The sequence below is a fragment of the Synechococcus sp. 1G10 genome (assembly GCF_002252625.1).
GTDB lineage: Bacteria > Cyanobacteriota > Cyanobacteriia > PCC-6307 > Cyanobiaceae > Regnicoccus_A.
Genome location: NZ_NQKW01000001.1, coordinates 146,977 through 165,911, shown reverse-complemented (window position 1 = coordinate 165,911; position 18,935 = coordinate 146,977). Strand labels below are relative to the sequence as shown.

Genomic DNA, 18,935 nt, shown 5'->3' with positions numbered 1-18,935 from the left:
GGGATTCCGGTCCGCGCCGGCACGAGAGGGAGAACCGGCGGGTGTTCTGACTGGCTCATGCGGCGGCTGTTGACCGGAGCACGGGCTGCACAGCTGCGGGACAGTGCCGGATTTTCACCGGACTTTCCCCCTTGCCCCCGGTGGCTGATCCCCACCGGAACCGGATCCGAATGTTACCGGCAGCCCAGGCTTTCGACCGTGGAGACGCCGGTGATGGAGTTGACGCCATCGGCGCGGGAACAGAGGGCCTTGGCCTGGGAGAGGTCCAGGACTGCGTCGCTGAAATCCGCTCCCTCGATCTGTGCGCCCGTGAAACGGCTCTGCATGAGCATGGCGTTGCGCAGCACGGCTCCGCTCAGATCAGCCCCGTCGAAGCGGGTGGCGAAGGCAACAGCGTCTTCGAGGTTGGCCCCGCTCAGATTGCTGTTGGTGAGGTCGCTGGAGTTGAACACGGCCCCGCGCAGATCGCTTTCGCTGAGGTCGAAGCCACTCATCGAGGCTTTGAGGAACTCCTGCTGGCGCAGGTCACGGCCGTGCATGTCGGGCTGCAGATCCTGCAGGGACCGCTGGCCCCGCAGTTCGGGCGCCGTGATCGCAGCGGCACTCCCCACCCCCACCAGCAGCGAGCTGCCCACCAACAGGATCAGGCCCGCCAGCAGCGAGCACCAACGCCGGAGGACGCGGCGCCGGCGAGACGGGTGAGGCCTGGAAACCCGAAGAGCAGTCGGCACAGCACACGTAGCGTGACTGCTCAAGCTATGGCACATGACCATGTCGTTGCGGGTGGTCGTTCCACCCCATCCCCTGATCGCCCACTGGCTGACCGTGCTGCGGGATCGGGAGACCCCCTCGCCGCTGTTCGCCACCGCCATGACCGAGCTGGGCCGCTGGCTCACCTACGAAGCCGTGCGCGACTGGTTGCCCCAGCGATCCCTGCAGGTGCAGACCCCCCTGGCGGTCACGGAGGGGATGGTTGTGGACCCCATGGTGCCGGTGCTGGCGGTGCCGGTGCTGCGCGCTGGGCTGGGGCTGTGGGCCGGTGCCCAGGCAGTGTTGCCATCCGCCCGGGTGGCCCACATGGGCCTGGTGCGCAATGAGCGCACCGGCGAGGCCCACTGCTACCTCGACACGCTGCCGGAGCGGATCGGCGAGCGGGTGGGGGTGATGGTCTTCGACCCGATGCTGGCCACTGGCGGCAGCCTGATCCAGGTGCTGGAGCGCCTGGAGGCTCTGGGAGTGAGCGGGCAGCGCCTGCGGGTGATCACGGCCCTGGCGGCCAGTCCCGGGCTCGGGGCCCTTGGCAAGCGCTTTCCGGATCTCACGGTGTACTCCGCCTGCATCGATCCCGAGCTGGATGAGGCCTTCCGCATCTTTCCCGGTCTGGGGGATGCCGGTGATCGGCTCCATGGCTCCCAGTCGCCGGTGTTTCCAGAAGAAGCTCAGCCCTAGGCTCACCGATTCCCGTTCCATCCCAGCTTCGATCGCATGGCCGTCGCCCCCGCCTCCGGTAGCCCCCTGAACCTGGGCTCCACCGCCGGCGCTGACCGGGGGCGCAGCCTGCGCGGCACGGTGCGGGTGCCGGGTGACAAATCGATTTCCCACCGGGCCCTGCTCTTCGGAGCCATCGCCGAAGGCGAGACCCGCATCGAGGGTCTGCTGCCCGCCGAGGATCCGCTGAGCACAGCGGCCTGCCTGCGGGCCATGGGGGTCACGATCAGCCCGATCCATGCCGGCGAAACTGTGCTGGTGCAGGGGGTCGGCCTCGATGGCCTCACGGAGCCCGAGGACGTGCTCGACTGCGGCAACTCCGGCACCACCATGCGCCTGATGCTGGGGCTGCTGGCGGGCCGCACCGGCCGCCATTTCGTGCTCAATGGCGATGCCTCCCTGCGCGGGCGGCCCATGGCCAGGGTGAGCCAGCCGCTGACCGGCATGGGAGCCATGATCCGTGGCCGGGCTGGCGGCAACCTCGCTCCGCTGGCGATCGAAGGCTGCCAGCTCCACGGCGCCGTGATCGGCACTCCCGTGGCCTCGGCCCAGGTGAAATCCGCTCTGCTGCTGGCAGCTCTCACGGCCAGCGGCTCCACCACCGTGATCGAGCCGGCCCGCTCCCGCGATCACAGTGAGCGCATGCTCAGGGCCTTTGGTGCCGATCTCGATGTCGGTGGCGACATGGGCCGCATGATCTGTCTTCATCCCGGGGCCAGCCTGCGCGGTCTGCCGGTGGTAGTTCCCGGAGACATCAGCTCGGCGGCCTTCTGGCTGGTGGCCGCCGCCATCACCCCCGGGGCCGAGATCACCGTGGAGAACGTGGGCCTCAACCCCACCCGTACCGGCATCCTCGACGTGCTGGAGCAGATGGAGGCCAGGCTGGAGGTGCTCAATCCGCGCGATGTGGCCGGTGAGCCGGTGGGGGACGTGCGTGTCAGCCATGGGCCGCTGAAGGCGTTCGAGATCGCTGGCGATCTCATCCCTCGGCTGGTGGATGAGATTCCGATCCTGGCGGTGGCGGCCTGTTGCGCCGAGGGGGTGAGCCGAATCCGTGATGCCGAGGAACTGCGCGTCAAGGAAACGGACCGCCTGGCGGTGATGGCCCGCCAGCTGAGGCTGCTGGGAGCAAGCCTGGAGGAGACCGCCGACGGCCTGGTGATCGAGGGTGGCCGCCCGCTCCATGGCGCCGAGGTCGACAGCGAAACCGATCACCGGGTGGCCATGAGCCTGGGGGTGGCGGCCCAGGTGGCCGGCGGCACCACACGGGTGCACCGCAGCGAGGCGGCGGCTGTCTCCTATCCGGGCTTCTGGGAGGATCTGGCGCGCCTGCAGGCCGACCCCGGCGGTCAGTCTGGGTGAACCCCGGGGTTCCGCTGGCAGCCCATCTCAGCCCCCGCGTCACCGAGGACGGCAGTTTCAGCCTGCACAGCGCCGAGTTCGGCGAGGGGTTTCACTGCCGCAGTGGCGCCCTGCTCGAGGCGCGGCGCACCTATGTGCAGCCGGCCCAGCTGGAGCGCTTCAGCGCCGGGGAGGAGCTCCGGGTAGTGGATGTCTGCGTGGGGCTGGGCACCAACAGCGCCGCCCTGCTGGAAGCGGCGGCCCCCCTGGGGCTTCGCCTGCACTGGTTCGGCCTGGAGATCGATCCGGCCCCCCTGGCCCTGGCCCTGGCTGAACCCTCCTTCCGCCGGCAGTGGCAGCCAGCGCTCGGCTTGGATCAGCTCCAGCAGCTGCGGGACACGAGCCAGTGGCTGAGCCCCCACGGCCGGGGCGAGATGCGCTGGGGCGATGCCCGAGAGCAGATCGATTCGGTGTTGCTGCGGGCCGCTGGGCGCTGCGATCTGGTGATGCTCGATGCCTTCTCGCCGCGCCATTGCCCCCAACTCTGGAGCCAGGAGTTTCTTGCTGCGCTGGTTGCGCTGCTGGCCCCCCGGGGGCGGCTGCTCACCTACTGCTCGGCCGCCGCCCCACGCCGCAGCCTGATGGAAGCAGGCCTGCAGCTGGCGGCGCTGCGATCCGGAGACGCTGCTGCCTCTGACCAGGGCGGTCCCGGTCAGGTCTGGAGCCATGGCACGGTGGCGGCCCAGGTGCTGGAGATGTCTTCTCCCTGGTGGCGACCGCTCTCGCTGCTGGAGCGGGAGCACCTGGCCAGCCGGGCCGGCGAGCCCTACCGCGACCCCGGGGGACAGGCAGAAAGCTCCGTGATCCTGGCCCAGCGCCAGAGGGCCCAGGCCCTCAGTGGGGCGGAGCCTGCCAGTGCCTGGCGGCGGCGCTGGGGGCTGCAGGGAGGAGACCGGTAGATTCCGTGCCCAGCCGCCTTGATCCGCAGATGCTCGCCGTTGCCGTGCTGGCCGCTGGAAAGGGCACCCGGATGAAGAGTGAATGGCCCAAGGTGCTGCAATCCCTGGCGGGCTCCACCCTGGTGGAGCGGGTGCTGGCCAGTTGCCGTCACCTCGATCCCCAGCGGCAGGTGTTGATCGTGGGCCACCATGCCGAGCGGGTGCGCGCAGCCCTGGCCGATCTGGAAGGCCTGGAGTTCGTGCTGCAGGAACCGCAGAACGGCACGGGCCATGCAGTGCAACAGCTGCTCGGTCCTCTGGCGGGGTTCGAGGGCGAGCTGCTGGTGCTCAATGGTGATGTGCCACTGCTGCGCCCCGCCACCCTGGAGGCGCTGCTGGAGCGGCACCGGGGCTCCGGGGCCGCGGTGAGCCTGCTCACGGCCCGGCTGGCTGATCCCAGTGGCTACGGCCGGGTGTTCACCGATGAGCGGGGCCAGGTGGAAGCGATCGTGGAACATCGCGACTGCAGCAAGGAGCAGCTTCAGAACGATCTCACCAATGCCGGGATCTATTGCTTCAACTGGCGCGCCCTGGCCGCGGTGCTGCCGAAGCTGAGCACCGACAACGACCAGGGAGAGCTCTACCTCACCGACACCGTGGCGATGCTCAGCCCCGCCGTGCATGTGGAGGTGGCGGACTCCGCCGAAATCGCCGGCATCAACGACCGTCAGCAGCTGGCCCAGTGTGAGGCCGCCCTTCAGGAGCGGCTTCGCTGCCACTGGATGGCGGAGGGGGTGAGCTTCGTGGACCCCGCCAGCTGCACTCTCAGCGAGGGCACCCGCTTCGGCCGTGACGTGCTCGTGGAGCCCCAGTGCCATTTCCGGGGCAGCACCAGCATCGGCAGTGGCTGCCGCATCGGCCCCGGGTGCCTGATCGAGGACAGCCAGCTCTATGACGGGGTGGAGGTTCTTTATTCCGTCCTGCGCGACGTGAGCGTGGCCGCTGGCTGCGTGGTGGGACCCTTCGCCCAGCTCCGTGCAGGCACCCGGCTGGAGAGTGGCTGCCGCATCGGCAATTTCGTAGAGGTCAAGAACAGCCATCTGGCCGCCGGTTGCAAGGCCAACCACCTCAGCTACCTCGGTGACGCCGATCTGGGGGCGGAGGTGAATGTGGGGGCGGGCACGATCACTGCCAACTACGACGGTGTGCGCAAGCACCGCACAGTGATCGGTGCCGGCAGCAAGACGGGTGCCAACTCGGTGCTGGTGGCACCGATCACGCTGGGGGCCGGCGTGACGGTGGGGGCTGGCTCCACCCTCACCCGCGACGTGCCGGCTGGTGCCCTGGCCCTGGGCCGCGCCCGTCAGCAGATCAAGCTCGACTGGAGCCCGCCGCAGGGCTGAGTCCCTGCTCCAGCAGCGGCAGCAGCCGTTCCAGGGCCACCCCACGGCTGGCCTTGAGCAGAAGGTGGTCGCCGGCCTCCAGCCAGCCCAGCAACGTGCGGGCGGCCTCGGCGGGCGAATCGAGCCGCTCCAGGCGCGGCAGGCCGGCGGCCCCCGCCAGCAGGGCCTCCCCTTCAGCGCCGCTCGCCACGATCACCAGGCCATCGAGCCCGAGGGCCCTGGCCCGCTCTCCCACCCGGCGGTGCAGCTCGCTGCTCTGCTCCCCCAGCTCGAGCATGGTGCCCAGCGCCGCGAAGCGGCGGCCAGGCTGGGTCGCCAGCAGATCCAGCGCCGCCAGCATCGCTTCGGGGGAGGCGTTGTAGGTCTCATCGAGCACCTCGATCCCCCCCAGGCGGATTCGCCGGCTGCGCCCGCCCGGCAGGGCCACTTCCAGGCGGCGCAACTGCAGCGGATCCACCCCCAGCTCGCTGGCCACGGCAAGGGCCAGCAGCAGGTTGCGGGCATTGTGGCGGCCCGGCAAGGGCAACTCGGTGCTGTGCTCCGCCGCCCCCGGCTCCGCCAGCCCCCAGATCAGCTGTTCGCCGTCGGCGCCCGACTCGATCCTGCCCAGCACCTGGGCCGGCTCAGGCCCGGGCGGGTCGTCGTGGAGGGCAACGCGGATCACCCGGCCGCTCCAGACGGCGGCGAGGCTGGTCTCGAGCAGGGGGTCACCGGCCGGGATCACCACCAGCCCATCGGGGCGCAGGGCCGAGACGATCTCGCACTTGGCCGTGGCGATCGCCTCGCGGCTGCCCAGCCGGCCGATGTGGGCCGTGCCGATGTTGGTGATCACGGTGATGTCGGGCTCGGCGCAGCGGCTGAGCCGCTCGATCTCCCCCAGGCCGCGCATGCCCATCTCCACCACCACGGCCCGGTGCTCCCCGCCGGCCTTGAGCAGGGTGAGCGGCACGCCGATGTCGTTGTTTTCATTGCCCACACTCGCGAGCACCGGACCGAGGGGGGCCAGCACGGCGCGGATCAGCTCGCGGGTTGTGGTCTTGCCGGCTGAGCCGGTCACGGCGATCACCGGAGCGCTGCCCTGGCGGCGCCAGAGACGCCCCAGCTCCTGGTAGGCCGCCTGGGTGTCGTCCACCAGCCAGATCCGGCCGCCTCTGGCGGCCACCAGGGCTTCGGCCTGCTCGGCGCTGAGGCGGTCGCGCTGGGCCAGGGCGGCCAGCGACCCCTGCTCAAGGGCCGCCTCCAGGAAGCGGTGCCCATCAAAACGCTCCCCCACCAGCGGCACGAACAGGCAGCCGGGCTCCAGCTCACGGCTGTCGGTGCAGATACGGCTGAAGCTGGCCGCCGGATCAGCGGGAGCCGCTTCGATCGGCTTTCCCCACAGCTCCACCAGGTTCGCCAGCCGCATCGCTTCCGCCCGCATCGGATCAATCGAGCAGAATCATGCCCCCGCCCACGACGGCATTCCTGCCCAGTTCTGCGTCACTGGGATCGAGCAGCCGCAATTGCTCGTAGCCCAGGCCAAGGGACTGCTGCCACCACTGCTGCGCCAGCCGTTGCCGCTCGCTTTCCGGGAGGGAATTGAAGGCCTCTGAGATCCTCAGCCTCAGCACGACGGCGCCGCCGCCTGTGGGGGCCGCCAGCACCAGCCCCGATTCATCAATGAATCCTGGCGGTAACTGGATCGGGGTCTCGTCTGCGCTGGGGGTGGCCTGAGGCGGGGGCACCGGCTCAGGAGAGGTGCCAATTGTCTCTGTGGGCGACTCCCGGCGGCCTTCTCTGGCTTCATCCGGGGCCTGTGCGGGGTCAAGGGCCGGATCAATCAATTCCGGATCAATCGATAACGGAGGCGATACAAACGGAGGCGATGCAACCGGTGCTGATCGCCCTGATCCATCCATCTGCACCGGCCTTTCCCCACTCGGAGGTTGCAGCTGCCCAAGCGCGAATCTCCCCGCCAGCGCCAGCAGAAGCAGAGCCAGCAGCAGCGCGGCAGGCCAGAACAGGGTTGCCTGGCGCCGGGGCCAGAACGGTGGCGTGGGCAGATCCCCCTGCCACTGGCGCCGCCACATCCGCCTAAAGGAAAGAGCGCAGCTGGCGGCCACGGCGCGCAGGTCCCGCCCCAGTGCCCGCCAGGGGCTTTCGTAAACGACCGGCAGCTCGGAGCCGGAGCGTTCCACGCTCAGCTCTGGCCGCGGCGCAGCAGGGCGGAGAGGGGATTGCGGGGCCCACCGCTCCCTTCCGGCCTGCGGGGTTGGGCCTCGGTTTCAGCCGCCTTGGCAGAGCCGCCGGCCTGGACGAGGCTGGGATCGGCATCCTGGCCGAGGGAGAACTGCTCCACATCAGCGGCCGAGGGGGTGGGCTGCTTCACCCCGCGCACATCGCGGTACATGGCGTCGTACTCCAGGGCTGAGCGGGTCCAGCTGTGGTCCACGGCCATGGCGCGCAACTGCAGTTCCCGCCAGCTGTGGCTGTGGCGGTAGGCCTCCCAGGAACGAACGATCGCGGTGTAGAAGTCGACCGGCTCATAGCGATCGAAGCAGAAGCCGGTGCCGCTGTGGTCGGCTGGCACATGGGGCTGGACGGTGTCGACCAGGCCGCCCACCTTGCGTACGACAGGGATGCAGCCATAGCGCATCGCCAGCATCTGGCTGATGCCGCAGGGCTCGAAGCGGCTGGGCATCAGGAAGGCATCAGCACCTGCATAGATCAGACGCGCCAGAGCATCGTCGTAGGTGAGGAAGACGGAGAAGCGGCCGGGATGGCGGGCGGCCATCTGCCACAGGCCCGATTCGTAATTGCGGTCGCCTGTGCCCAGCACCACGATCTGGCTGTCGGAGTAGGCCAGCACCCGGTCGGCCACCTGCAGCAGCAGATCCACCCCCTTCTGGTCCACCAGGCGGCTCACCATCCCCATCAGATAGGTATTGGGGCTGACCCCCAGCCCCATGCGCTCCTGCAGCGCCCGTTTGTTGGTTGCCCTCGGTGCCATGTCGGTGGCGCTGTAGCAGGCGGGCAGGAGGTTGTCGGTGGCCGGGTTCCAGGCTTCGGTGTCGATGCCGTTGAGGATGCCCCGCAACTTGCCGCTGATGAAATTCAGCAGGCCATCAAGGCGTTCGCCGTATTCGGGTGTGCGGATTTCCTGGGCATAGGTGGGGGAGACGGCGTTGACCCGATCGGCATAGAGCAGGGCGGCGGCCATGGTGTGATCCCCCTGCATGTACCAGGGGATCCAGGTCATGCGCTCGAGCTTCCAGCGCCAGGGACCCTGGTATTCAAGGTTGTGGATGGTGAAGACCGTGCTGATCTCCGGGTCCTGGTGCATCCAGACCGGGATCATGCCGGTGTGCCAGTCATGGCAGTGAAAGACCTCCGGTTTCCAGTGGTTCCAGGCGAATTCGGCGGCTGCATTGGCGAAGAATGTGAAGCGCCAATCCTCATCGTCTCCGCCGTAGATGCGCTCCGGATCGAACACCGGATGGCCGACCAGATAGAGCGGCAGCCCATTGGTGGGATGGCGGGTTTCGTAGACGGCAAAGTCGTTACCCATCGCCTGTCCTCGCCAGACGGGCTCTCTGGGTATCTCCAGACGGCTCCAGAGCTTGCTGTAGCCAGGCATGATCGTGCGCACGTCATGGCCAAGGGCTGCCACTGCCGGTGGCAGCGACCCCACCACATCGCCCATACCCCCCACTTTGATCATCGGGGCGCACTCGGCGGCGGCGAACAACACGCGCATGGGAAGAACCCAGGGGAGGGCCGAACTCTACGTTTGCTGCCCCGCTGGGCCAGCCGTGCTGCAGCCGAGGGGATCAGGGCAGCACTGTCACAACCGTGCCCATGCGCACCAGCTCGAAGAGGTCGCGCACGTTCTCGTCGTACATGCGAACGCAGCCGTGGGACACCGCCTGACCGATGCTTTCCCGCTGGGGGGTGCCGTGGAAGCCGGCACTGACGCAGCCCTTCACTTCCAGGTGCTGCTGACCATTGAAACCGCGCTTGCCGGCGCAGTCGCGGTGGAAGCCGATCCAGCGGCTACCGAGGGGATTGTTAGGGCCGGGGGGGTAGATCTTGCCGCTCACCGGGTGCTTCCAGGCCGGATCGGGCGCCATCTCGATCACCTGGAAGCGGCCCAGGGGGGTTTCCCAGCCAGGCATGCCCACCGCCACCGGGAACCGGCGCAGTTCACGCCCGTTCTCCACCACCACCACCTGCAGCTTGCCGCGGTAGAGCACCAGGCTGCGCTCAGGCAACGGCGAAGCAATCGCCACTGCGGGGCCTGGTTCTGGCTTGGTCTGCGCCTGGCGTTGCTGCGGAGCTGGGCTTTCGGGCAGAGGCTGCAGGGCAGGAGTGTGGGGGAGCGCGATCGGGGGATGCCATGCCCCGGGTGCCCTGGCCTTGGGCTGCTGCACCTCGGCCAGGGCGCCGGCTGGCGTGAGCAGGCCGCCACCAACCAGCAGGGTCACCAGAGGGAACAGGAAGCGGGGAGGCACGGCCAGGTGAACGTTGAGATGCTGTTGACACCCACGTTATCCAAGTGGCTCCTGAGCAGCCTTTCAGTGGAAGGCTATGAACGCAGGAGCCGTGCCATGAACGGCCAACGAAGAACTCCTGATGATTCTGGATGACTCACAGGAGCAGGAAAGCCGGATTAGCTCGGCCTGAGATGGCTCCAGGCCGGAATCCGCAGTCGATGTTGTTGTACTCCGGACCGATCAGTGGCCCATTGCTGCAACATCTCAAGCAGTTGGCCGGTGGTGCCTGGAGCTTCGCAGGCGATGAAGTGCAGTGGCGTCAGGGCAACCAGGGGGCATCGCTGAAGTCGGGGTCGCGCTTCTCCAAAAAGGCATTGCGCCCCTCCTGACCCTCGGCCGTTCTGTAGAAAAGATGGGTGGCCTGGCCCGCCAGCTCCTGAATTCCGGCCATGCCATCGGTTTCGGCGTTGAAGGAGGCCTTCAGGCAGCGAATCGCCGTGGGGCTGTGCTGCATCACTTCCCGGGCCCAGCGCACCCCCTCGGCCTCCAGCTTCTGCAGCGGCACCACTGCGTTTACCAGCCCCATGGCCAGGGCTTCTTCAGCGTTGTAGCGGCGGCAGAGGAACCAGATCTCCCGTGCCTTGCGCTGGCCGACCAGCCTCGCCAGGTAGCCGGCGCCGAAGCCGCCATCGAAGCTCCCCACCCGGGGGCCCGTCTGGCCGAACACGGCGTTTTCCGCCGCCAGGCTGAGATCGCAGAGCAGGTGCAGTACCTGGCCGCCGCCGATGGCATAGCCCGCCACCAGGGCGATCACCACCTTGGGCAGCGAGCGGATCTGGCGCTGCAGATCAAGCACGTTCAGCCGCGGCAGGCCGCTTTCATCGAGGTAGCCGCCATCGCCGCGCACGCTCTGGTCGCCGCCGGCGCAAAAGGCATAGCCGCCGTCGGCCGCAGGTCCCACGCCGGTGAACAACACCGCTCCCACCCGCGGGTCGTCGCGCACCCGGCTGAAGGCGTCGTAGAGCTCCACCACCGTGCGTGGACGGAAGGCATTGCGCTTGGCCGGACGGTTGATGGCAATCCGGGCGATCCCCTCCTCACACCGATCGAAGCGGATGTCCTCGTACTGGGCGGCCGGATGCCAGCGCACCAGGTTCTCCCCCGGCAGCACCGGGCCGGGGCAGGGGGCATCATCCGGTGTGGACTCGACGCTCATCGCGGCGGGGTCTGAGAAGAGTTCATTCTGAGCCGCGGAAGGGGGCCTCCTGGCGCAACCGCTGGCGCAACAGAGCATCGGCCTGTCGATCGGTCCTCACCTCCAGCAGGGCCACCGGCTGCTCCAGGGCCCAGCTCAGGGCGCCGCCCAGCTCTGCCAGACACCCGACCCGGCGAGAGGGCACCCCATGGGCGGCGGCCAGGGCGGTGTGGTCCAGAGGCTGGCCCATGGCGAAGAGGCGCTCGAAATCCAGGGACGCCGTGGTCCGGATCGGCAGCTGCTCGAAGATGCCGCCGCCGCCGTTCTCGATCAGCACCACGGTGAGTCGCCCCCGCAGCTGGTGGTGCCAGAGCCAGCCGTTGGCGTCGTGGAGCAGGGCAAGGTCGCCGCAGAGCAGCACCAGCTCACCGAGGCTCTCCGCCAGCCCAGCCGCAATGGAGAGCGTGCCATCGATGCCGGAGGCCCCACGGAAGCCATACATGGGTCTGGCAGGGCCGCGGGGATCGGCAAAGCTCTCCCAGTCGCGCACGGGGCTGCTGCTGGCCAGCATCACCGCCAGGCCTGGCGGCAACAGCTGGCTCAGAGCCCTCGCCAGGCTGGGTTCATCGGGTCGGCTGCCGGCAGCCTGGTGTGTCAGCTGGGCGTTGAGCCAGGTCTGGGTGCTGATTTCAGCGACCTGCCAGCGGGCCAGAAAGTCCTGGTTGGCCGTGGCGCTGGGGACTGCCTGCCCTGCCTGCCAGTGGGTGTCCGGCAGGGTCGAGCACCAGGCCGCAAGGCCGTCACTGCGGCTGGCCTGGACCGTGCCCAGGGGATCGAGCGGGCGCGGATCACCTTCGCTGATCAGCACCTGATGGCCACCGCAGCTCTCCAGCCAGCGCTGCAGCCGTCGGCTGGCGGGGAGGGGACCCAGCCTCAGCATCTGGGGGGGGACCAGAGCGGGGTCAGGGTTCTCCAGGATCAGGTCATAGCCCGCCATCAGCTCCAGACCGGCCTGGCCCCGCAGGCCGGAGAGCCCATCCGCCAGCAGCGGCCAGCCACAGCGCTGCTGCCAGCGCCCCAGCGCCGCGGCATAAGCGGGCCACTGGCCAGGGCTGCCCCGCCAGGGGCCCGCCACGATCACCCCGGGTCGGTCGGGATCCAGCCCGAGCAGGTCAGTGCTGGTCGTCGTCTGGCTGGTGCTGGCTTCGGGCTGCTGGCTGGAACGTTGGCTGTGCTCGGCTGTGCTCTCACCCATGGCGCCAAGCTCATGGGCCAGGCGCTGCAGGGCATCTGCCCCGGCGTGAAGCGGCTCCTCGAAGGGCAGATTGAGGTGCACAGGGCCCATCGGAGCGGCCAGGGTCATCCGGTGGGCCTGCCGGGCCAGGGCCTGAAGGGAAGGGCGGTCCGTCACCGCCAGACCGCGGCTGTCCGCCTGGGCGAACCAGCGGCAGCAGGGGGCGAGGAAGTCCTCCTGGTTCACGGTCTGGTTGGCGCCGCAGTTCTTGAGACGCTGCGGACGGTCGGCGCTGAGCAGCAGCAGCGGAATGGCGCCCCTGTCGGCCTCCACCACCGCTGGCAGCAGGTTGGCCACGGCGGTGCCGGACGTGGTGATCACCACGGTCGGTTCGCCCTCGGCTCTGGCCAGGCCGAGGGCGAAGAACCCCGCCGAGCGCTCATCGATGGCCGTGTGCAGCTTCAGCCCCCGTGGCAGCAGCAGCCCTGCCGCTGCCGCCAGGGGCCCCGAGCGGCTTCCCGGGCAGAGCACAACCCGCTCCATGCCAAGGGCCATCAACTCCAGCAGCAGGTTCACCGCCGCCCTGAGGTTGGCCTCAGCCCGATCTCCCTGCCGGGGGGGCAGCTCCTGGCTCACTGGGTCCGCCGCCGCTTCAGGATGGAGCGATCATGCCCAATCCCGCTCCAGCCCCTTCGGCACCGACCCCAGCCGCCGCCAGCCGCCGCTGGGAGATGGCCCGCCAGCTGATTCCCCTGTTGCTCTGGGTGGGGGTGGCGCTGCTGCTGCGCTGGCAGGTGATGGAACCCCGCTGGATCCCCTCCGGCTCCATGCTCCCCACCCTCCAGCTGGAGGACCGGATCCTGGTGGAGAAACTCAGGCCCCGGCTGGCTCAGACCCTGCCGCGCGGAGCGATCGTGGTGTTTCGTCCGCCCGATCCCCTGCTCGCCGCCGGCTACGACCCCCGGGCAGCCCTGATCAAACGGGTTGTCGGGGTGCCTGGTGATGTGATCGAGGTGGCCGCTGGTGAACTGCTGCGCAATGGCGCGGCGGTGAGTGAACCATGGCGGCTCGAGCCCATCAACTATGAGCTTCCGCCCCTCACCGTTCCGCCAGGCCACCTGCTGGTGATGGGGGATAACCGCAATGCCAGTCTCGACTCACACCTCTGGGGACCACTGCCTGACGACCATGTGATCGGTACCGCCGTGTTCCGTTACTGGCCCCTGCGCCAACTCGGACCGATACGGTTCCCACCCATCGCCAGCCGGGAGTGATCTGAAACCTTGCGTTAAGGTGCATTTCCAGAAACGGATCACGCCGGAGGGTCATGTTCAACCCGGAGTTCCTGACCACCGACAGCGAATCGATCAGCGGGAATTCCCTGATTCAATACCTGCAGGACCAGTCACCCGATGTGCTTCATCGGGTTGCTCGCTCCGCCAGCGGTGACATCCAGGACATCATTCGCCACAACGTTCAGGGATTGCTGGGGATGCTGCCCGGAGAACAGTTTGAAGTGAAGATTCAGACCAGTCGCGACAACCTCGCTGGTCTGCTGGCTTCCGCAATGATGACCGGCTACTTCCTGCGCCAGATGGAGCAGAGGATGGAGCTGGAAACCACGCTTTTCGGTGAAGGTGGTCTGGATGCCGATCCGGGTGAACTCAAGCTCTGACCCCCCGTCCCGCGGTTAAGCAATCCCATCTGATCAGCCTCCTGGTTCCCTGGGCACCACGCCCCAACTCAGAAGGGTTTCATCGATGCTCGCCAGATAGGCCCAGGAGCCATCGGAGCTGGCCCAGACCCGTTGCCTGATGCCTGCGGCCAGGCTGAGCAGATCAGCTTTGGAGCAGGCCACTGGTGCGTCGTAATGGGCAGGCACCAGCCAGCGCAACGGCTCCAGCTCGGCGAGGCTCTCCAGCCAGCTGAGCAAGGCGTCCGGGCGGCGAGGGAACACCAGCCGCTCCAGCACCGGTGCCACCTGCAGTCGGGCTTCGCCGCGGGAGCCCAGCAGAGCCTTGAACTCCGCCTCCCAGCCTTGTGACCAGCGAAAGGGGTACAGGCCGAAATAGTACCTGGACTGGCGTAGACCTGGTTGCCACGCCTGGCTGAGCACTTCCCTCAGCCCCGGAACCTGCACTGAACCGGGGCGCAGGTAGGAAGCGAACAGCACCATCCGCCACCAGCCTCGCCGTCGTTGCTCAGGGGTGTCGATCAACGGCTGGTCGCCTCGGTCGCGGCCATGGAAGAGCAGCGGCGTGGGATCGGCCTCGAACAGCTGGGGCGGCGCCGGTGGAATCGCCACCAGGGCGTCGGTGACCAGCAGGGCCCCGCTGAGCTGATGCAGACAGGCCACTTCCATGAAGGTGCCGGTCCCCAGGTCGAGGGGGCCGAGGGGATGCCAGCTGAGCTGGTCCCCATGGGGTACTCCATCCGCAAACAGCACCCGGGTACGGGAGCGGGGAAACCCAAGCCAGGGCAGCGGCAGCTGCAGTGGAAAGCTCCACTGCTGCGGACTCACCCAGACCTCGGCCTCGGGGAAGGCCCGCGCCATGGCCGGCACCGGCAGCTTGTGCTCCAGGCCCGAGCTGGTGGGCAGCACGATCGTGCGCACCGCTCCATGGAGCCGCTCCAGGGTCCGCAGCTCCCCCAGCAGCTCCTCGGTGGGGGGCAGCGGCGCGTAGAGCAGCAGCCCCTCGCGCAGACGCAGCACCGTCATGCGGATCGGCACCGCCACGTAGAAAATTCCCTGCAGTTGCTCGAAGCTCCACACCTGCCCGGGAATGAGCGTGCGCACCAGGGTGCGACGGCGGCCGTAGGGGTAGAGGGGCAGCAGGGGCCACCAGGGCCAGCTCTGGCTGGGCCTTGGCTGCTCCACAGATGTCAACGACGCTGCTGGGCCAGCAGGCCGTGGCGTGGTGCGAACAGGAAACTGAGCAGAAACAGCCCTGTCTGCACCAGCACGATGCAGCCAGCGGTTGAGGCATCCATCCAGTAACTCCAGTAGATGCCCAGCACACTGGAGAGCACCGCCGAGCCGATCGCGATCCAGGTCATGCGGTCAAAGCGGTCGGTGAGCAGGTAGGCGGTGGCCCCCGGTGTCACCAGCATCGCCACCACCAGGATGATTCCCACGGTCTGCAGTCCGGCCACCGCCGCCAGGGAGAGAGCCGAGAGCAGCAGGTAGTGGAGGAAGCCGGTGTTCACGCCGATCGAGCGGGCGTGGGTGGGGTCGAAGCAGAACAGGATCAGGTCGCGGCGGAACAGCAGCAGAACCACAAGCACCAGCAGGCTGATCAACACTGTCTGACGGATGTCCTCGCCGCTGATCCCCAGCACGTTGCCGAAGAGGATGTGGGTGAGGTCGATGGTGCTGCGCACCTTCGAGACCAGGGTGAGGCCGAGCGCGAAGAATCCCGTGAACACCAGCCCGATCACCGTGTCTTCCTTGATCCGGGTCATCTGCTTGATGTAGCCGATCGCCGCCACCGAGCCCACCCCGAAGACAAAGGCGCCCAGGGCGAAAGGCAGGTTGAGCGCATAGGCGATCACCACACCCGGCATCACTGCGTGGGACACCGCATCCCCCATCAGGGCCCAGCCCTTGAGGGTCATGAAGCAGGAGAGCAGCCCGCAGACGCCAGCCACCAGTGCACTCACCAGCAGGGCCCGCACCATGAAGTCTTGCCGCAGGGGCTCCAGCAGCCAGAGCAGGGGATCCATCAGGGCTCGCTCCTCCAGGGCTCGCGTCCCGGCTCGGGGAGCGGCTCGAGGCCGGGGCTGGTGAGCAGCTGCGCCGGGCTGCCGCCGAAGGTACGTGCCAGGTTCTCCTCGGTGAACACCTCGGAGGTGTCGCCGTAGGCCAGAACGGTCTTGTTGATCAGCACCACTTCATCACAGAAGCCGGTGATATGGGAGAGGTCGTGGGTGGAGATCAGCAGGCTGCGGCCCTCGGCGCGGAACTGCTGGAACAGTTCGATCATCAGTCGCTCCGTGCGGATGTCGACGCCGGCAAAGGGTTCATCGAGCAACAGCACCGAAGCACCCTGGGCCAGGGCCCGCGCCAGGAAGGCCCGTTTGCGCTGACCGCCGGAGAGTTCACCGATCTGACGGTGTCGCAGGGGCCAGAGCTCCACCCGCTCAAGGCTTTCACGCACGGCCCGGTGGTCGTCGCGGCCGGGAATGCGCAGCATGTTCATGCCGCCGTAGCGACCCATCATCACCACGTTGGCCACGTGAATCGGGAAGTTCCAGTCCACGCTTTCCATCTGGGGCACGTAGGCCACTGCCTGACGGCGCAGCGCCTGGCGCAATGGCAGGCCGTTGATGCTGATCTCCCCCTGGGCGGGCCGCACGAAGCCCATCAGCGCCTTGAAAAGCGTTGATTTCCCGGCGCCGTTGGTACCCACCAGGCCACAGATGCTGCCGGCATTCACCTTCAGGGACACCTCATGCAGGGCCACGACCCCGTGGTAGCTCACACAGAGGTGGCTGACGCGGATGCGCTCGGCGTTGGGGGCCAGATCTGGGTGGGTGTGGGTGGCCATGGCTTCAGCTCCCTCCCTTCAGGCCCTGGATCAGGGTGCGGACGTTATGACGCTGCAGCTGCAGCAGGGTCGGCGCTTCCCCCTGGGGCGAGGAGAGCGAATCGACGTAGAACACACCCCCGAAGCGGGCGCCCGTCTGCTCGGCCACCTGGCGCTGCACCTTGTCGCTGACGGTGCTCTCGCAGAACACCGCCGGCACCTGGCGCTGGCGCACGGTGGCGATCAGCCGCGCCATCCGCTGGGGGGTGACCTGGGATTCGGAGTTCACCGGCCAGAGGTAGGCCTCATCAAGGCCATAGTCCTTCGCCAGGTAGGTGAAGGCCCCCTCGCAACTGGTCAGCACCCGCTTTGAAGCCGGGATCGTGGCCAGCTCACTGCGCAGCTCCTGGTCAAGGGCCCGCAGCTTGCCGCGGTAGGCCTCGGCGCGGCGGCGGTAATCCTCGGCGTTGGCCGGATCGAGCTGGCTGAAGGCCTGGCGGATGTTCTCCACGTAGATCTCTGCGAGGCGGGGGGACATCCAGGCATGGGGATTGGGTTTTCCCCGATAGGCATCCTCGGTGATCGGCAGGGGGGTGATCCCAGCGGTGAGGGTGGCTCGTTTCATTTCCGGCATCCCAGCCAGGAAGCGATCGCTCCAGCGCTCCAGGTTCAGGCCGTTCTCCAGCACAAGGGCGGCCCCTTCGACCCGGCGCAGATCGCCGGGGGTGGGCTCGTAGCCGTGGATCTCAGCCCCCTGCTTGGTGATTGACTCCACCCGCAGGTGATCGCCGGCCACGTTGCGGGCCATGTCAGCCAGCACGGTGAAGGTGGTGATCACCAGGGGACGGTCCTTGTCAGCGCCGGTGCTGAGGGGGGAGGTCGCGGGGCCTGTGCTGCGGCAACTGCTCAGGGCCGCCAGCACCGTGGCGGCGACCAGCAGGACCAGAGACCCATGGGAACGGAGCCGGCTTTTGACCCTTCCGTCAGCGACGATCCGAGCTGCCAAACACCATGCTCATCAGAGATCAAATCTACAAGCCACGGATGCAGCAACGGCGATCGCATTCAGGTCGATTGCAGTCACGTTGATCGCAGAAATGTCGCTCGCGGTCATGTCGAACGCAGAAATCGCACGGCGATCAGATCGTCGGCAAAAAAAAGCCCCTGCCATTGGCGGGGGCTGAGTTGATTCAGGCTGTGGCGCCGAGGGGCTGAGCTGGGATCAGCCGATGGAGGGGGCGGTCAGGGCGAGGGGCACGATCTCGCTGGCGGCCAGATCCAGCGGGAAGTTGTGGGCGTTGCGTTCGTGCATCACCTCGAACCCGAGGTTGGCACGGTTGAGCACATCAGCCCAGGTGTTGATCACGCGGCCTTGACCATCGAGGATCGACTGGTTGAAGTTGAAACCATTCAGGTTGAAGGCCATCGTGCTCACGCCCAGGGAGGTGAACCAGATGCCGACCACGGGCCAGGCAGCCAGGAAGAAGTGCAGGCTGCGGCTGTTATTGAAGGAGGCGTACTGGAATATCAGACGACCGAAGTAACCGTGAGCAGCCACGATGTTGTAGGTCTCTTCTTCCTGGCCGAACTTGTAGCCGTAGTTCTGGCTCTCGCTCTCGGTGGTTTCACGCACCAAGGAGCTGGTGACCAGTGAACCGTGCATGGCGGAGAACAGGGAGCCGCCGAACACACCAGCCACACCCAGCATGTGGAAGGGGTGCATCAGGATGTTGTGCTCTGCCTGGAACACCAGCATGAAGTTGAAGGTGCCGGAGATGCCGAGGGGCATGCCGTCGGAGAAGGAACCCTGACCGAAGGGGTAGATCAGGAAAACGGCGAAGGCGGCTGAGAGCGGAGCTGAATAGGCCACGCAGATCCAGGGGCGCATGCCGAGGCGGTAGGAGAGTTCCCACTGGCGGCCCATGTAGCAGGAGATGCCGATCAGGAAGTGGAAGACCACCAGCTGGTAGGGACCGCCGTTGTACAGCCACTCGTCGAGGCTGGCGGCTTCCCAGATCGGGTAGAAGTGCAGGCCGATGGCGTTGCTGGAAGGAACAACGGCGCCGGAGATGATGTTGTTGCCGTACAGGAATGATCCTGCGACCGGCTCCCGGATGCCATCGATGTCGACGGGGGGAGCGGCGATGAAGGCGATGATGAAGCAGATGGTGGCTGCGAGGAGGCAGGGGATCATCAGCACACCGAACCAACCGACATAAATGCGGTTATCGGTGGAGGTGACCCACTGACAGAAGCTTTCCCAGTTGCCAGCGCGTCCGCTGCGAACGGCCGTGGTCATTGGAGGAATGAGGACGGGATGGATTCGCCCAGTTGATCA

18 protein-coding genes and 1 riboswitch are annotated in these 18,935 nt (G+C 67.6%); of the genes, 6 read left to right on the top strand and 12 right to left on the bottom strand.

What is annotated here, in order from left to right:
- Positions 1–18 precede the first annotated feature (18 nt).
- Positions 19–180, bottom strand: a riboswitch (cobalamin riboswitch).
- Complete coding sequence (locus tag CJZ82_RS00820; protein ID WP_233129947.1) at positions 174–635, bottom strand: pentapeptide repeat-containing protein; 462 nt, start codon at positions 633–635, stop codon at positions 174–176. (Overlaps the previous riboswitch by 7 nt.)
- Before the next feature lie 130 nt (positions 636–765).
- Between CJZ82_RS00820 and upp the strand changes: the two genes are divergently transcribed.
- From upp to glmU, 4 genes are all read left to right on the top strand, one after another.
- A complete protein-coding gene (upp, locus tag CJZ82_RS00815; RefSeq protein WP_094553889.1) occupies positions 766–1,449 on the top strand; it encodes a uracil phosphoribosyltransferase in 684 nt (227 codons plus the stop codon).
- Between the two features lie 66 nt (positions 1,450–1,515).
- The gene (gene aroA, locus CJZ82_RS00810) at positions 1,516–2,850 is read left to right on the top strand and encodes a 3-phosphoshikimate 1-carboxyvinyltransferase (protein ID WP_094554116.1); all 1,335 of its coding nucleotides are present in this window, start codon (positions 1,516–1,518) and stop codon (positions 2,848–2,850) included.
- The gene (locus tag CJZ82_RS00805) at positions 2,847–3,788 is read left to right on the top strand and encodes an MnmC family methyltransferase (protein WP_094553888.1); all 942 of its coding nucleotides are present in this window, start codon (positions 2,847–2,849) and stop codon (positions 3,786–3,788) included. Before aroA ends, CJZ82_RS00805 begins: the two co-directional genes overlap by 4 nt.
- 29 nt (positions 3,789–3,817) lie before the next feature.
- Positions 3,818–5,170: a bifunctional UDP-N-acetylglucosamine diphosphorylase/glucosamine-1-phosphate N-acetyltransferase GlmU gene (gene glmU, locus CJZ82_RS00800; RefSeq protein WP_094553887.1), complete on the top strand. Its 1,353-nt coding sequence runs from the start codon at positions 3,818–3,820 to the stop codon at positions 5,168–5,170.
- Here glmU and murF read toward each other — a convergent pair.
- The 6 genes from murF to menD all read right to left on the bottom strand — a co-directional run bounded on the left by murF (position 5,139) and on the right by menD (position 12,707).
- Positions 5,139–6,590, bottom strand: coding sequence for a UDP-N-acetylmuramoyl-tripeptide--D-alanyl-D-alanine ligase (gene murF / locus CJZ82_RS00795; RefSeq protein ID WP_233129946.1), 1,452 nt, complete (start codon positions 6,588–6,590; stop codon positions 5,139–5,141). The genes glmU and murF overlap by 32 nt on opposite strands.
- A gap of 4 nt (positions 6,591–6,594) precedes the next feature.
- Positions 6,595–7,347, bottom strand: coding sequence for a hypothetical protein (locus CJZ82_RS00790; protein WP_094553886.1), 753 nt, complete (start codon positions 7,345–7,347; stop codon positions 6,595–6,597).
- 2 nt (positions 7,348–7,349) lie between these two features.
- Positions 7,350–8,906, bottom strand: coding sequence for a glycogen synthase GlgA (gene glgA, locus CJZ82_RS00785; RefSeq protein WP_094553885.1), 1,557 nt, complete (start codon positions 8,904–8,906; stop codon positions 7,350–7,352).
- 73 nt (positions 8,907–8,979) lie between these two features.
- Complete coding sequence (locus tag CJZ82_RS00780) at positions 8,980–9,660, bottom strand: L,D-transpeptidase family protein (RefSeq protein ID WP_233129945.1); 681 nt, start codon at positions 9,658–9,660, stop codon at positions 8,980–8,982.
- 301 nt (positions 9,661–9,961) lie between these two features.
- Positions 9,962–10,858, bottom strand: coding sequence for a 1,4-dihydroxy-2-naphthoyl-CoA synthase (gene menB, locus CJZ82_RS00775; RefSeq protein WP_094553884.1), 897 nt, complete (start codon positions 10,856–10,858; stop codon positions 9,962–9,964).
- A 22-nt stretch (positions 10,859–10,880) separates the two neighbouring features.
- Complete coding sequence (gene menD / locus CJZ82_RS00770) at positions 10,881–12,707, bottom strand: 2-succinyl-5-enolpyruvyl-6-hydroxy-3-cyclohexene-1-carboxylic-acid synthase (RefSeq protein WP_369819999.1); 1,827 nt, start codon at positions 12,705–12,707, stop codon at positions 10,881–10,883.
- A 32-nt stretch (positions 12,708–12,739) separates the two neighbouring features.
- Between menD and lepB the strand changes: the two genes are divergently transcribed.
- Positions 12,740–13,345 (top strand): signal peptidase I, encoded by a 606-nt coding sequence (gene lepB / locus CJZ82_RS00765; RefSeq protein ID WP_369819998.1) that lies wholly within the window; start codon positions 12,740–12,742, stop codon positions 13,343–13,345.
- Positions 13,346–13,398: 53 nt separating this feature from the next.
- Positions 13,399–13,746 carry a DUF760 domain-containing protein gene (locus CJZ82_RS00760; protein WP_094553883.1) on the top strand — a complete coding sequence of 116 codons (348 nt, stop codon included), beginning with the start codon at positions 13,399–13,401 and terminating at the stop codon, positions 13,744–13,746.
- 33 nt (positions 13,747–13,779) lie between these two features.
- Here CJZ82_RS00760 and CJZ82_RS00755 read toward each other — a convergent pair whose 3' ends face one another.
- The 5 genes from CJZ82_RS00755 to psbA form a co-directional block, all read right to left on the bottom strand.
- On the bottom strand, positions 13,780–14,958 hold the full coding sequence (locus CJZ82_RS00755) for a DUF4336 domain-containing protein (protein WP_094553882.1): 1,179 nt from the start codon (positions 14,956–14,958) through the stop codon (positions 13,780–13,782).
- Positions 14,955–15,794 (bottom strand): metal ABC transporter permease, encoded by an 840-nt coding sequence (locus CJZ82_RS00750; RefSeq protein WP_198949595.1) that lies wholly within the window; start codon positions 15,792–15,794, stop codon positions 14,955–14,957. Before CJZ82_RS00750 ends, CJZ82_RS00755 begins: the two co-directional genes overlap by 4 nt.
- The gene (locus CJZ82_RS00745) at positions 15,794–16,618 is read right to left on the bottom strand and encodes a metal ABC transporter ATP-binding protein (protein ID WP_094553881.1); all 825 of its coding nucleotides are present in this window, start codon (positions 16,616–16,618) and stop codon (positions 15,794–15,796) included. Before CJZ82_RS00745 ends, CJZ82_RS00750 begins: the two co-directional genes overlap by 1 nt.
- Positions 16,619–16,622: 4 nt before the next feature.
- Positions 16,623–17,519 carry a metal ABC transporter substrate-binding protein gene (locus tag CJZ82_RS00740; protein WP_369819997.1) on the bottom strand — a complete coding sequence of 299 codons (897 nt, stop codon included), beginning with the start codon at positions 17,517–17,519 and terminating at the stop codon, positions 16,623–16,625.
- A gap of 300 nt (positions 17,520–17,819) precedes the next feature.
- On the bottom strand, positions 17,820–18,896 hold the full coding sequence (gene psbA, locus CJZ82_RS00735; RefSeq protein ID WP_094553880.1) for a photosystem II q(b) protein: 1,077 nt from the start codon (positions 18,894–18,896) through the stop codon (positions 17,820–17,822).
- Positions 18,897–18,935: the final 39 nt, after the last annotated feature.